Annotated in this window: 10 protein-coding genes and 1 tRNA gene; all 11 read left to right on the top strand. The window is 59.2% G+C overall.

Annotated elements, in window-relative coordinates:
• Positions 1-30: 30 nt before the first annotated feature.
• The 11 genes from J3U87_RS09880 (at position 31) to rho (ending at position 13531) form a co-directional block, all read left to right on the top strand.
• Positions 31-1428 (top strand): KamA family radical SAM protein, encoded by a 1398-nt coding sequence (locus tag J3U87_RS09880; protein WP_420038260.1) that lies wholly within the window; start codon positions 31-33, stop codon positions 1426-1428.
• Positions 1429-1594: 166 nt separating this feature from the next.
• Positions 1595-2887, top strand: a complete 1293-nt coding sequence (locus J3U87_RS09875) for a pyridoxal phosphate-dependent aminotransferase (protein ID WP_237382879.1) — start codon at positions 1595-1597, stop codon at positions 2885-2887.
• A 236-nt stretch (positions 2888-3123) separates the two neighbouring features.
• On the top strand, positions 3124-3774 hold the full coding sequence (locus tag J3U87_RS09870) for a hypothetical protein (protein WP_237382878.1): 651 nt from the start codon (positions 3124-3126) through the stop codon (positions 3772-3774).
• 19 nt (positions 3775-3793) lie between these two features.
• Positions 3794-4657 carry a metallophosphoesterase gene (locus J3U87_RS09865; RefSeq protein ID WP_237382877.1) on the top strand — a complete coding sequence of 288 codons (864 nt, stop codon included), beginning with the start codon at positions 3794-3796 and terminating at the stop codon, positions 4655-4657.
• A gap of 294 nt (positions 4658-4951) precedes the next feature.
• A complete protein-coding gene (locus tag J3U87_RS09860; RefSeq protein ID WP_237382876.1) occupies positions 4952-7594 on the top strand; it encodes a M14 family metallopeptidase in 2643 nt (880 codons plus the stop codon).
• Between the two features lie 219 nt (positions 7595-7813).
• Positions 7814-7898 (top strand) — tRNA-Leu (locus tag J3U87_RS09855).
• 118 nt (positions 7899-8016) lie between these two features.
• The gene (gene tig, locus J3U87_RS09850; RefSeq protein ID WP_237382875.1) at positions 8017-9453 is read left to right on the top strand and encodes a trigger factor; all 1437 of its coding nucleotides are present in this window, start codon (positions 8017-8019) and stop codon (positions 9451-9453) included.
• A 116-nt stretch (positions 9454-9569) separates the two neighbouring features.
• Positions 9570-10163 carry an ATP-dependent Clp endopeptidase proteolytic subunit ClpP gene (gene clpP, locus J3U87_RS09845; protein ID WP_237382874.1) on the top strand — a complete coding sequence of 198 codons (594 nt, stop codon included), beginning with the start codon at positions 9570-9572 and terminating at the stop codon, positions 10161-10163.
• Positions 10164-10225: 62 nt separating this feature from the next.
• On the top strand, positions 10226-11455 hold the full coding sequence (clpX, locus tag J3U87_RS09840; RefSeq protein WP_237382873.1) for an ATP-dependent Clp protease ATP-binding subunit ClpX: 1230 nt from the start codon (positions 10226-10228) through the stop codon (positions 11453-11455).
• A gap of 205 nt (positions 11456-11660) precedes the next feature.
• The gene (gene yihA, locus J3U87_RS09835; protein WP_237382872.1) at positions 11661-12281 is read left to right on the top strand and encodes a ribosome biogenesis GTP-binding protein YihA/YsxC; all 621 of its coding nucleotides are present in this window, start codon (positions 11661-11663) and stop codon (positions 12279-12281) included.
• The gene (gene rho, locus J3U87_RS09830) at positions 12278-13531 is read left to right on the top strand and encodes a transcription termination factor Rho (RefSeq protein ID WP_237382871.1); all 1254 of its coding nucleotides are present in this window, start codon (positions 12278-12280) and stop codon (positions 13529-13531) included. The genes yihA and rho overlap by 4 nt, the downstream gene beginning before the upstream one ends.
• Positions 13532-14775 lie beyond the last annotated feature (1244 nt).

Here is a 14775-nt window from a genome sequence, read left to right as displayed (position 1 = left end):
GTTCCTGAATCTTTATGTGGGAGAAAGAAAATGTGTGGGTGTTCCTTCTTGAAGCCTAAAGTATTTCAAGCCTATTCTCGGAAAAATATCGATAAAATCCCCCAGTTACAAAAGCTGTCGAAGGATCACCTGACTGCCATCAAAGCCGTTTCCTCGGTGTTGCCTTTTCGCGTCAACAATTACGTGCTGGAGGAGCTGATCGACTGGAACCGCGTCCCTGAGGATCCGATGTTCCAATTGACCATTCCACAGCCGGGCATGCTGACCGACGAAGATCTGTACTCCGTCGCCGACCTCATTCAGCGCGGTGAGCCGGATCAAACCGTCATGGCCCAGGCGCGTCGCATCCAGATGAAGCTGAACCCCCATCCGGCCGGCCAGATGGAGTTGAACGTGCCGGTCGAACAGGGCGACCGCATTCAGGGGATTCAACACAAGTACAAGGAAACCGTGCTGTTCTTTCCCGGCCAGGGCCAGACTTGCCACGCCTACTGTACCTACTGTTTCCGTTGGGCCCAGTTCGTGGGAATCGACGATCTGAAATTCGCATCCCGTGAGGCCGAGGTCCTGGTCGACTACCTGCGCAAGCATCCCGAAGTCACCGACGTGCTGTTCACCGGTGGCGATCCGATGATCATGAAAACTCGCCTGCTGCGCCGTTATATCGAACCGCTGCTGGAGGCCGACCTGCCGCATTTGCAGACGATTCGAATCGGTACCAAGGCGCCCGCCTACTGGCCGTTCCGGTTCGTCACCGATCGCGACGCCGACGACCTGATGTTGTTGTTCGAGGAAGTGATCAAACGCGGCAAGCACTTGGCCCTGATGGCGCACTTCTCCCACCCCCGCGAGCTGGAAACCCCGGCGGCCCAAGCCGCGATCAAGCGTATTCGCGGAACGGGCGCCGTGGTTCGCTGCCAGGCGCCGCTCATCCGCAACGTCAACGATTCCAGCGCGGTCTGGAACCGAATGTGGGGCGAGCAGGTCAAGCTCGGCGCGATTCCCTACTACATGTTCGTGGAGCGCGATACCGGCCCCAAGCACTATTTCGAGGTGCCCTTGCACCGAGCCTTCGAGATCTTCAGCGACGCCTATCGCGCCATCTCCGGCGTGGCCCGTACCGTGCGCGGTCCGTCGATGTCGGCTACACCCGGTAAGGTGTTGGTCGACGGCATCGCCGAAATCGGCGGGCAAAAGGTATTCGTGCTCAAGTTCATTCAAGGCCGCGATCCCGAGTGGGTCAATCGGGTCTTTTTCGCGGAGTACGACGAAAAAGCCGCCTGGCTCGACCAGCTTCGACCGGCGTTCGGCGAGGATCGGTTCTTCTTCGAAAAGCAGTTGGCCGACATCAAGAGCCAAAAAACCCCGCAGGCCGAAGGCAGCCTGAGCGCTTTCGAACCGATGCCGCTGGAGCCCGTGGCGAGCTGAGGTACCTCCACGACTGCGGAGAAATCCTCGCACAGGCGCCCTCGCATAGGCGCCCTCGCCGTTTCCGCTCAAGGATTTCGAATGCGTTCCGTTCAGACCCTATAAGAAGTTAGAGGGTCTGAACCTCCCGGGCGTTTACGGATGACCCGCCGGGTTCGGGGGTCTTATGTCTGCGCCGCAACGTCACATCAATTTGAATGTGCGGAACCTGAGCCTTTCCGCGACCTTGGGGATCAACGAGCGATCCGCGCAGTTGAGCCGCGAGGGGCGCAAGATCTTTCGGCTGGGATTGGGTCAATCGCCCTTTCCCGTGCCGGATCCCGTGATCGCGGCGCTGCGCGAAAACGCACACGAGCGCGATTACCTCCCCGTCAAGGGCCTTTCGACCCTGCGTGACGCGGTGGCGACCTATCACCGCGAGCGCGGCATGGCGGTCGAGGGCGAGGACATCCTGATCGGTCCGGGCTCCAAGGAGCTGATGTTCCTGTTGCAGCTCGTCTACTACGGCGATCTGGTGATTCCCACGCCGAGCTGGGTTTCCTATGCGCCCCAGGCCCACATCATCGGCCGCAATGTGCGGTGGATCAAAACCCACGCCCACAACGCCTGGCGGCTGACTCCCGAAGAACTGGCCCAATTCTGTCAATCGGATCCCGATTGTCCGCGGTTGGTCATCCTCAATTATCCCGCCAATCCCACCGGCGCCACCTACAGTGTCGACGAGTTGAAGGCGATCGCCGAAGTCGCCCACCAATACGGCATCGTGCTGTTGTCCGATGAAATCTACGGCGAATTGAACCACCGCGGCGAGCACGTCTCGATCGCCGAGTTCTACCCGGAAGGGACCATCGTCAGCAATGGCTTGAGCAAGTGGTGCGGTGCCGGCGGCTGGCGGCTGGGTACCTTCGCCTTTCCCAGATCCCTGCGCTGGTTGCTGGACGCCATGGCCGTGGTCGCCAGCGAAACCTTCACGTCGACCAGCGCGCCCATTCAGTTCGCCGCGATTCGTGCATTCCAGGGCGGTGCCGAAATCGAGCGCTACCTGCGGGCCTCGCGCGCCGTGTTGGGTGCACTCGGCGACATGTACTACCGGATCCTGCACAAGGCCGGCGTGCACGTGGCCAAACCCGCCGGGGGCTTTTACCTTTTCCCCGATTTCTCGCCATTCCAGGATGCGCTGGCTCGGCGAGGCATCACGACCAGTGTCCAGTTCTGCGAGGCCCTGCTCCAGGAAACCGGGGTGGCGATCCTGCCGGGCAGCGCGTTCGGACGCCCACCCAACGAGCTCACGGCGCGCATCGCCTACGTGGACTTCGACGGAGCCGAAGCCTTGGGCAAGGTGGTGGACGATGAGCGGGGCGCCCGGTTGACGAAAAAAGCCGTCGATCGAATCGGCGCCGATCTCAATGAATCGGCCCGGCGAATCCGCGATTTTTTGCGCAGGAGCGGCGTCCCATGAGATCGATCTTCGGTGGTCAACGATGTCCTGTGGGAAGGTGGCGGACCGAAAGGCGCCCAACCGCGCCGAATCCGTTGCTCACATTGGATTTTCTGCCCGTTCAAACCCAAAATCTCTTTTCTTGCGATTGCGGGCTTCATGCTATGATAATCATCTATGAAGTCACGGGAATCCTTGTGGGGAAACGTTTTCCACGCGATCAACTCATTTCCTTGCCCGTGGGGTGACAGGCTGATATGACCTACTACCGAATGCGCGATATCAAAACGCCGCCTTTTGCCTATGTCCTCAATAAGGAAGAGGTCATTCACGCGTGTTCCCTTTGCAAGATGCCGTTTCAGGAACTCGAACGGCGTTTGAAGGTCGAGATCTGTACCACCGAGTCCGCTTCCTGGGAAGAGCGCATCGCCGGCAGGCCGATGATGGCCGATCACTGGTTGATCGGCGACGAACGGTTCTCCCTGGTGCTGGAGGATCTGCTGCCCGGCCAATTCCTGCACACCGAGATCGATATCGTCTCGTGGCTGACGCGTACCCCGTTGTCGATGATGACCGATCCGGGTGGTCTCCTGAAAGAGCGCAAGCACCGCCGTCCGCCCCAGTATTTCTATTTCAAGCCGAAACATCACGTCGGATTGGATCCCAAGTTGTTGGAGACCTTTCCGCCGATTCGGTGTACCGAGTGCCGGCGCGAGATTCCCGAAATCCCCTTCGATTTTCAGCCGATCCCCGATCCCGAGGAGTCCGGGTTCCGCGCGGCGGCCCTGAAAGATCTGTACCTCGAGGGTTTCGACTATCTGTTCCACGAAGAAGTCGCCAGCCAGGTGGAGCGGATTTTTCCCGAGATGATTCTCGAACGTCTGGTTTCCGAACCGATGATCATTTAATCGAGTTCGTGGGGGCCGGATGTCGTTGAAAATCATTCCCGGCCATCGCCATTATCCCTTGCTCGAACGTTGGATCGCGCCACTCGCGAAGCGTTTGTTACCGCGTCGGCCGGTGCTGTGGCGGTTCGCGCGCAAACGCGTCGGCTGGCCTGCGCGGTTGCGCATGGTTCATCTGTCCGACCTGCATTGCGCCGCCTGGACCACCGAGTCCTTCGTGTGTTCCGTCGTCGAGCGCAGCCTCGCAGAGCGTCCCGACCTGATCCTGTGGACCGGCGATTTTTTTCACAGCAGCCTGGGGGAGATGCGCCGCATCATGCCGCTGTTCCGCGAACTGCACCAAGCCGTGCCGACCTACGGCGTGCTGGGCAATCACGATTACGACGACGATGTGGACGCGATCCGCGCGATCCTCGAAGACTGCGGCATTCGGCTGTTGTGCGGTGAGGTGGTCTCCCTGGATATCGGAGGCCTGCGGGTACGTCTCGGCGGCATCGAAGATTACTACACCATGGGCCGGCCCGTGCCCGCCGAGCTGTTCCCGCGCGAAGGCTGCGATTTTCGTATCTTGCTCTCGCATCAGCCGAGCTACGTTCGCCAACTGCCGCCGAACGCGGTGGATTTGATGCTGGCCGGTCACCTGCACGGCGGCCAGGTTCGATTCCCGCTGGTGGGGCCGATCTACCTGCCGCAAATGCGCGGCTTCGAGTTCTTGGGCAAAGAGCTCTGCGTGGTGGAGGGCAATCCGGTTCACACCAGCCAGGGGTTGGGTTATACCCTGCTGCCCCTGCGGTTTCGCTGCCCGCCGGCGATCAGCGTGATCGAAATCGTTCCCGCCGCCGAAACGGTCGAGGCGGTACGCGAATGCGCCGCAGAGGTGGTCTGAAGTGACTGGAACCCGAATGGACCCAGGTGTTCGGCTGGATGTGGAGAGCGACGTGTTAAGATGGCCGCAGGCGAAATCACCGCGAATTCGAAATGAGGCGCCGTCCGCATGTCCGCACAGCCTGTCGACCCCGCGGCTTCGTCGTGTTCGTTGGACCCCTGAGCTTTATTCGAGGTGATGAGACCGATCATGAATGGCCGCCTTTCTGTTTTTCGTTTCTCGAAATGTTTGCAAAACCGTCTATGGTTCAAACTGTTCTTCCTGTGGCTCGCAAGTTTTTCCTGGGTGAATGCCATGCATATGACGAACGTGACCGACGATCGGACCGACTTCTCCCGGGCCGTTCTGGGCGAACTCCGACACAAGGATTCGATTCCCGATTTGAATGAGGTGCTGGGCTTCGATTTCGGCGCCGGAATGACCATGAGTCACGAGGTGCTGCGCTATGCAGCGGCCTTGGCCGAGGCGTCGCCCCGCGTTTCGCTGCAAGTGCGCGGCAAGTCGTGGGAAGGGCGCGACATGGCATTGCTGATGGTGACCTCGGCCGACAACCAGAAACGTCTGGACAGCCTGCAGCAGAGTTATCGCGCGATTGCCGACCCGCGCATCACCGATCGCGCGACCTTCGACGCCCTGGCCGCCGACCTGCCGGTGCTGGTCTGGTTCTTCGAATCCGTGCATGGCGACGAGCCCTCGGGAACCGATGCGGGCCTGTTTACGGCCTATCACCTGGCCGCCTCGGAGGATCCCGCCGTGAAGGCCATGCTCGATCAGGTCGTGGTGGCGTTCGAGCTGATGCAGAATCCCGACGGTCGCGACCGCTTCATCCAGTATTCGCGGCAAAATCGCGTGCCGGGCGGCGACGCCCATCCACGTGCGGCCGAGCGCGACCAGCCCTGGCCGGCGGGCCGCCTCAATCACTACCTCTTCGATCTCAACCGCGATTGGTTCGCGCTCACCCAGGTGGAAACCCGCGTCAAGATCGAGGCCTACCTGGATTGGTTCCCGCACATCACCATCGACCGTCACGAGATGTCCGGCGAGTCTTCGTTTTTTGCCGCACAACCGGCAGCGCCGATCAACCCCGTGCTGCCCAAATCCATGTCCGACGCCTACGCGGACCTTGGCCAGGCCATCGCCAAGGAATTCGACAGCCGCCGCATCGACTATTTTCATGGAGAGGTATTCGACGGTTTCTATCCGGGCTACGGCGAAACGTGGCCCAGCCTGCAGGGGTCCATCGGCGTGCTGTTCGAGCAGGCCAGCTCGCGGGGACTGCGCTACCGCCGTCGCGACGGGTCCATTCTGACCTATGCCGACGCGGTCGCCCATCAGGCCGTCGCCGGTCTCGCGGTGGTGCGCCATGCGGCGGCGAGACGGCTTCGCTATCTCTCCTTCTTTTATGAAATGCGCCAGCACTCGGGCAACGGTAGCGAAGAATACGAAGAGAAGCAGATCTTTCTGCTGCCCGGTGAGGATCCCGGGCGCCTGGTGGCGTTGGGTCGCCTGCTGGCCGACCAGGGCGTCGAGGTCGAGCGGGTGAGTCAGCGCATTCGCAACCTCAACGTCAAGGAACGGCTGCGTGGACCATCGCGCAAGGAAGATATTCCCGAGGGCGCGCTGTTGGTTCGGCTCGATCAACCGGCGGGTCGGCTGGCGCGCTCGCTGTTGGTCGATGAACTGCCGCTCGATGCCGAATTCCTCGAACAGCAACGACGTCGCTACGAGCGCCGCGAGCGCGCCGAGATCTTCGACATCACCGCCTGGTCGCTCCCCTTCTGTTACGGCGTCCCGGTGCGGTACGCCACCGGGAACGGCTGGCGCGGCACCGGCCAGACCGAATTCTCGATCACGCCGGTGCGTCACAACCTGGATGCGCACCTCGCCTACCTGATTCCCAACGGATCCCAAACCGGCGCGGTGGCCGCCACGCTCCTGAATCAGGGCGTTCGCCTGTCGTTCACCACCAAGATCATTCGCCAGGACGAGCGCACCTTCGCCCCCGGCACCCTGGTGGTGCGGGTGAACGGGAACCCCGCGGATGTGAAGACTCGGGTCCTGGGCGCCTGTGACCGTCACCAGGCCGATCTGGTGGGCATCGACCAAAGTTGGTTCGACGAGGGTCCGGGGCTGGGTTCGCGGGCCGTGAAATGGCTGAAGGCACCGCGCATCGGGTTGTTGTGGGATCAGCCGGTCCAGCAGCTCTCGGCGGGATGGCTGCGGTACTACCTGGAGCGGGAGTTGGGTTATGCGGCCACGATTCTGCGCGTAGGCTCGCTCGGCGACGTGGACCTGACCGAATTCGACGTGCTGCTGATGCCGTCGGCCGGCGCGCATGCCTGGAAACGCCGTCTGGGCCCGACGGAAACGCGGCGCCTGGTTCGCTGGACGCGCAACGGCGGGGTTCTGGTGGCGGTGGGCGCTTCCGCCGAGTGGCTGATGCACGAATCGGTGGGTTTGCTGGCCAGTGCCGTGGAAATGAAAGGCGGTGTGGTCGACAGTGGCGATGCGGTCGCCCATCCCAAAGTGCTCGAAGACGAGCCCGCCGAAATGGTGTTGCCGCGCCGCGAACAACCGGAAAAGGTCTACGGCGCCCTGATGATGGCCGAGTTCGATACCCATCATTGGTTGGCCTTCGGGGTGCGTGAGCGCCAGCCGGTCATGGTGTCCTCCAGCCGGGTGCTGCGCCCCCTGCGTCTCGACCAGGGTCGCAACGTGGGTCGATTCGTGGCCGGCGAGCAATTGGGGGTCAGCGGCTACGTGCCCGAGGACACCCTGCGCCAGTTCGCCCACAAACCCTTCGCCCTGGTCCAATCGGCCGGGCGCGGCCAGGTAATCGCCTTTACCGAAAACCCCTTCTACCGAGGGTTCACCAAGGGGCTCGCACCGCTCTTGTTCAACGCCTGTTTTCTGGGTCCGGCACACACCGAAAAGTGAGTCGTAGCGCGGCATACACGGCTGATTTCGGGCCTTTTGAACTTGGCGTTTTACGTTTAGGTCAATTCGTGTATACTTAAACGGCTCGGAACGCGGGTTGGCCAGTAACGCATGCTGCCCGCTCCCGCCAATCGGTTTGGTCTTCCGGGAACTGGAGCTATTTGAAACGTGGTATTCGCTAAAAGTTACGTGTGGTTTCGCTCCATAGTCCCGACCCGTGCGAGGGTGGCGGAATTGGTAGACGCACCAGATTTAGGTTCTGGCGAGCTTGCTCGTGAGGGTTCGAGTCCCTCCTCTCGCACCATCTCAATACATGCGTTCTCGGTGACAGGCCACGCAAATTAGACTGCGGGGGTCGATGTGACACATCGGGATCCAGCTTCAAGGCCCACCACATTTACTTCCAGCACAAGGACAAGTTCATGCAGATCAACATCACGGAAAAGAGTCCTATTTTGGTTTCTGTCGAGGTGACTTTGCCCTGGGACAAGGTCTCGTCTCATTTTTCCGCTACGTTTAAAGAAATTACCAAGTACGCCAACCTTCCCGGCTTCCGCAAGGGAAAAGCCCCCACCGCTATTTTGTTGAAGCGTTACCGTAGCGAGATCATTTCCGATTTGGCCCAGCGCGTGGTGCCCGAGACCATGAAAGATGTGATCAAGGAAAAAGACCTTCGCGCCGCCGGCCAGCCCCGCCTCGCCGATGCCGATCTCAAGCACAAGGAATCGTTCGGCTTCACCGCCGTGATCGAGGTTCTGCCCGAGATCGAGTTGAAGGACTGGAAGGGCGTGGAAGTCGAGTCGCTCAACGTATCCGCGACCGACGAAATGGTCAACGAGAAACTGGAGGGCTTCGTCAAGAGCGCCACCAAGCACCAGGACATCACGGATCGCGCCGCCGAAGACGGGGATGAGGTCACCGTCGCCCTGACCGCCATCGACGGCGAGACCGACGAGACCGTCACCGACATCGAAAAATACGTGGTCTACCTGGGTAAAGAGCACACCCATCCGTTCCTGGCGGATATGGTCAAGGGCGCCAACCTGGGCGATACCGTGGAAGACGAGTTCGAGGGACCGGAGGACGACGCCTTCAAGGAATGGCAGGGCAAGAAGGTGCGCCTCTACGTGGATATCGAGAAGATCCAGCGTCACGAAGCGCCCGAACTCGACGATACCTTCGCCAAGAACTTGGGACACGAGGATCTGGCCGCGTTCAGGGCCAAGACCCGTGAAGAGATCCTCGAGCAACTCGAGGAGGACGAGAAGAACAGCACCGAAATGCGCCTGATGTCCAAAATCCTCGACGATTACGAATTCGAAGTGCCGCCCAGCGCCGTCTACGGCGAAGCCGAAATGATGGTGCGCCAACAGGTCATGCCCTACATGCAGTACCTGGGCGATTCGCCCGACATGCAGAAGATGCTCGAAGGCATGATGTCGCGCTTCGTGCCCAGTGCCGCTCAGAAGGTGCGCACCGACGTGTTCCTGGACGCCGTCACCGCCGAACTGGACCTGACGGTCGCCGAAGAGGAACTGAACGAGGAGCTCCAGGATTACCTGAACCAAACCCAGGAAGAGGAGAAATCCCTGGAGGAACTGCGTGAAGAGCTGGAAGGTCGCGGCGATCTTCGTTTCCTCGAGCAGGTGATTTTACGTCGGAAAGCATTGGATGCCGTGGTCGGAGAGGCTAAAATTGTAAAAGTCGACGAACTGACCAAGGAGCCTGAGCCGGAACCGGAGCACGAACACGGTCCCGATTGCGATCACGCGCACGGTTCCGAGGAAGCCGAGACCAAGGTTGAAGCATCCGGCGACGACGCCACTTCTTCCGAGGCCGAGGTGTCGTCCGAAGCCTGACCGTTGCCGGAATGGATTCCGCTTACCCGGTGTTGGCTTGCCAAACGGGTGAGCGGTCCTCGTCGGCGGCCCGGTTTTTCGCATAGGGTTGAAATCGCAACGTCAAAGGAGTTTGTATGCCATTGGTACCTGTGGTGGTCGAACAGACCAGTCGTGGTGAGCGCAGCTACGATATTTATTCTCGCCTCCTCAAAGACGGCATCATTTTCATCGGTGAGCCGATCAACGATCACGTGGCCAACTTGGTGGTCTCCCAGCTTCTGTTCCTGGAAGCGGAAGATCCCGAGCGCGATACCAACATCTATATCAATTCGCCCGGCGGCAGCATCACCGCGGGCATGGCGATCTTCGACACCATGAACCTGGTGCGCCAGGACGTATCCACCATCTGCGTGGGTCAAGCGGCCAGCATGGGGGCCTTTTTGTTGGCGGCCGGCACCAAGGGCAAGCGCTACTGCCTGCCGAACGCCCGGGTTTTGATCCACCAGCCGCTGGGCGGCGCCCAGGGTCAGGCCAGCGACATCGAGATCCACGCACGCGAGATTTTGCGTATGAAAGATCAACTGAACAAAATGTTGGCGGAATTCACGGGCCAATCTTTGAAAAAAATTCAGAAAGATTCGGACCGTGATTACATCATGGGTGCCCAGGAGGCCGTGGATTACGGAATCGTGGACAACGTCATCACGCGTAGAGATCTAAAGTCCTGATTGGGCTCTCACGATGTTTCCTGATAAAGTTAAGTAACGACCAGTATGGAGTGTAGAAGTCTATGAAATCGACGAGAGATTTGAAGTGCTCTTTCTGTAACAAAAGCCAGCGCGAAGTCAAAAAACTGATCGCGGGGCCGGATGTCTATATCTGCGACGAGTGTGTCGCGGTTTGTTACGACATCGCTCAGGAAGATCAGATCTATGAAGCTCCTCGCCAGCCTCAGCTCTATACTCCGACCGAGCTCAAGCGTTTTCTCGACGATTACGTGTTGGGGCAGGATCAGGCCAAGCGGAAACTGGCCGTGTCGGTCTACCTGCACTACAAGCGCATCTCCCTGCCAAAACCCAAAAAAGACGATGTCGAACTGGAAAAGAGCAACATCCTGATGATCGGCAACACCGGTACGGGCAAGACCTTGCTGGCGCGCACGCTGGCCAAGATCCTCGAAGTCCCGTTCGCCATCGTCGACGCCACCACGCTCACCGAGGCCGGTTACGTGGGTGAGGATGTGGAGAACATCCTGCTGCGCCTGCTTCAGGCCGCCGATTACGACATCGAAAAAGCCCAACGCGGCATCATCTACATCGATGAGATCGACAAGATCTCCCGCAAGTCCGAGAACCCGAGCATCACGCGCGACGTCAGCGGCGAAGGTGTTCAGCAGGCCCTGCTCAAGATTCTCGAAGGGACCGTGGCCAACGTGCCGCCCCAGGGTGGCCGCAAGCATCCCCATCAGGAATTCTACCAGTTGGATACTTCCAACATTTTGTTTGTCGCGGGCGGCGCCTTCGTCGGCTTGGAAAAAATTATCGAAAAGCGGCTCGGCAAGAAGACGCTCGGGTTCAACGCCAAACCCCAGGCTCGCTCCAAATTCGACGAAAAGGCGATTCTGGAACAGGTCGAACCGGAAGATCTGATCAAATTCGGATTGATTCCCGAATTTGTCGGCCGTATTCCGGTCATCGCCCAGTTGGAGCCGCTCGAAGAGGAAGATCTGGCCCGCATTCTCACCGAACCCAAGAACGCGCTGATCAAACAGTACCAGAAGATGTTCGAGATGGAAGGCGTGACCCTCAAGTTCCACAAGGACGCGATCGCCCTGATCGCCCGTCAGGCGATCGAGCGCAAGCTCGGCGCCCGTGGGTTGCGATTGATCATGGAAGACCTCATGCTGGATTACCTGTTCGAACTGCCCAGCATGAAATCGGCCACCGAATTGAATGTCAGCGCCGAGATGATTCGCACCAAAAATCTCAAGTTTTCCATCGTGGAAGACATCGCCGGCTGAGTTCACCGGCCTCTCGACCGGTCCGCGCCCGCGGGCCGGATTCGCGCGTCACGCGTCTCCCGCCTTCCCATTCCCTCCCCACCATCTCCCCCCCGTCCAAATCGCGCCTTGCAGGGTCTTTGTTTTTCCTGTAAGCTACGATTTAAATTCACCCTTTTGTCAAAAATTGAACCTTGTCAATCTTTCGCGGCGCATTTGAGGAACGATGCAAGTACGCTCTGCTGTCTTTGTGAAATCCGTGGCTGATCCGAGCGGCTTATTGAAAAGGCCGATCCCTCATTTTGTGTTTTCTGGCCGCTCGAATGTGGGGAAGTCCAGTTTGCTCAACTGCCTGCTCAATCGGAAGGGGTTGGCGAAAACTTCTCGCACGCCCGGGAAAACCAGGTTGCTCAATTATTTTCTGATCAACGATCAATTTTTTTTCGTGGATATTCCGGGTTACGGATTTGCACGGGTCAGCAAAAAGGAACAGGAAAAATGGGGACGGTTGATTGACACTTACCTTACGGACACGCCATTCATCGGATCGGTGTTCCAGTTGTTGGACATTCGGCACGATCCCACCGCGCAGGACCGCCAGATGATCGAATGGCTCCAACAAAGCGATCTGTCTTTTCGCATCATACTTACCAAGGCGGATAAACTTTCCCGGAACAAAATTGCGCAACATCGCCGCAACATCGCGAAATCACTGGGCATGGATGAAGGCAGCTTGATCGCCACCTCCTCGGAGAGTGGCCTGGGGATACGGGAGATTTGGGCTTTTTTGAACCAGGCATTCGAGGAGACCAAAAGTCGGATTAACCAGGAAAAGGATGCGTCATGAATATTTCAGAACTCAAAGAAATGAGCATTGAACAACTGGTTGGTCAAGCCAAGAAGCTAAAGCTTCAGAGCATCGCCGGGCTGCGCAAGCAGGAACTGATCTTCCGCATCCTGCAGGCCCACACCGAAAAGAGCGGCTTGATGTTCAGCGAAGGGGTTTTGGAAATTCTGCCGGAGGGTTACGGCTTCCTGCGCGCGCCGGATTACAACTACCTGCCCGGGCCGGACGACGTTTACGTCTCGCCGTCGCAGATCCGCAAATTCAACTTGCAGACCGGCGATACGGTCAGCGGCCAGATTCGCCCGCCCAAGGAAGGCGAGAAATTTTTCGCGCTGATCAAGATCGAGGCCATCAACTTCGACATTCCCGAGAAGACCCACGAGAAGATCTTTTTCGACAACCTGGTTCCGCTCTATCCCGAAGCGCGCATCAGCCTGGAAGTGCAACCCGACAACCTTTCCGGTCGTGTCATGGACTTGATGACGCCCTTGGGCAAGGGTCAACGCGGATTGATCGTGGCCCCGCCGCGTACCGGTAAGACCATGTTGTTGCAGAGCATCGCCAATTCCATTACCAAGAACCATCCCGAGATCTACCTGATCGTCCTGTTGATCGACGAACGGCCCGAGGAAGTCACCGACATGGAGCGTTCGGTGGACGGAGAGGTGATCAGCTCGACTTTCGACGAGCCGGCGAACCGCCACGTGCAGGTCGCCGAGATGGTGATCGAAAAGGCCAAGCGTCTGGTGGAATACAAAAAGGACGTGGTCATCCTGCTCGATTCGATCACGCGTCTGGCGCGCGCCTACAACACCATCGTTCCACCCAGCGGCAAGGTGCTCAGCGGCGGTGTGGACTCCAACGCGTTGCAGCGTCCCAAGCGTTTTTTCGGGGCGGCCCGCAACATCGAGGGCGGCGGCAGCCTGACGATCATCGCCACGGCGCTGGTGGAAACCGGCAGCCGCATGGACGACGTCATTTTCGAAGAATTCAAGGGAACCGGCAACATGGAGGTCATTCTCGACCGCAAGCTCAGCGATCGCCGTGTTTTCCCGGCCATCGACATTTCCCGCTCCGGCACCCGCAAAGAGGAGCTGTTGCTGTCCAAGATGGAGCTCAACCGGCTTTGGGTCCTGCGCAAGGTACTCAATCCGCTGTCGGCGACGGAGGCGATGGAGTTGTTGTGCGAGCGTTTGGCGCGCACGAAGTCGAACTCGGCCTTCCTGGAGAACCTGGCCAAAGGCGGCTGAGCCTCCCGGACCTCGCCTGCGGGGCTTTATCTGCGAACGGATGATGGTTCCGCCTTGAACGCGACATGACATGGGGCGGGGATTGTCTTGCGCTATTTTGCATGCCCTTCGTTCGAGTTGGATGCAGGGATGGGTGTCGGCCGCGATCATCCGAATGATGGGTTGTGTGTCGTCGGGGACCATTCGCATGCATGAACGGTCGTTGTTCTTGGAACTCAACGGCTGTGGCGGATGGCGGGATGGATGTCGGCCACGATCACCCGAATGTTTGGTTGGTCGCTGTTCGCGGCCAATCCTGAAGGCTGAAGGGATGGCCAACCCCATTTTTGGACCACCATACGGCCACGATCACCCGAATGTTTGGTTGGTCGCTGTTCGCGGCCAATCCTGAAGGGATGGCCAACTCCATGTTTGGACCACCATATATGAAAACGCGCGCCTCTGGCGCGCCACCAGCAGGCGTCCTGAAGGGACGACACATTACAGCGAAGGGTGAGGTGCCGCTAAGGCGCCGTAACCCTGGTTGTTGGGGGTTCCCGAACCCCAGCCCTGAAGGGGCGGCTCCGCGAGGGTCCCATCGAGTGTGACGTGAATTCCCTGTGGATCCTCACGGTGTTGACGTCAATCGCGAGGGGATCCTTCGTAGTCCCGCCCCGTTGGGGCTGGTTTTCGGGAACTCCAGGCAACCAGGGTTGCGTCGGCGCTGCCTCCTTAACCCTTCGCTGTTCTGTATGACCCCTTCAGGGTCCCTGCTGGTGGCGCACCAGAGGTGCGCGTTCTAATAGAATGATGAACCAAACATGGGTTTGGCCATCCCTTCAGGATTGGCCGCGAACGACGATAGTCCGAGCATGACCGAGATCGTGGGGCCGCCTAGGCTGTTTTGTATGACCCCTTCAGGGTCCCTGCTGGTGGCGCACCAGAGGTGCGCGTTCGAATAAAATGATGAACCAAGCATGGGTTTGGCCATCCCTTCAGGATTGGCCGCGAACAACGATAGTCCGAGCATGACCGAGATCGTGGGGCCGCCTAGGCTGTTTTGTATGACCCCTTCAGGGTCCCTGCTGGTGGCGCACCAGAGGTGCGCGTTCTAATAAAATGATGAACCAAGCACCCGGCAGGCCATCCCTCCGGGATTGGCCACGAACGGGATGCAACCGATCGTACGGTGAATCGCGAAGAGCCGTGGCAACCAGCCCGATGATTGGGATCATCCCTGCAGGATGACGTACCTGCGAACGCCA

This window comes from Sulfidibacter corallicola, from assembly GCF_017498545.1.
In the GTDB taxonomy this organism is placed as follows: domain Bacteria; phylum Acidobacteriota; class Holophagae; order Acanthopleuribacterales; family Acanthopleuribacteraceae; genus Sulfidibacter; species Sulfidibacter corallicola.
Note: the sequence above shows the minus strand (reverse complement) of the source record. Positions and strands in the feature narration are given on the sequence as shown.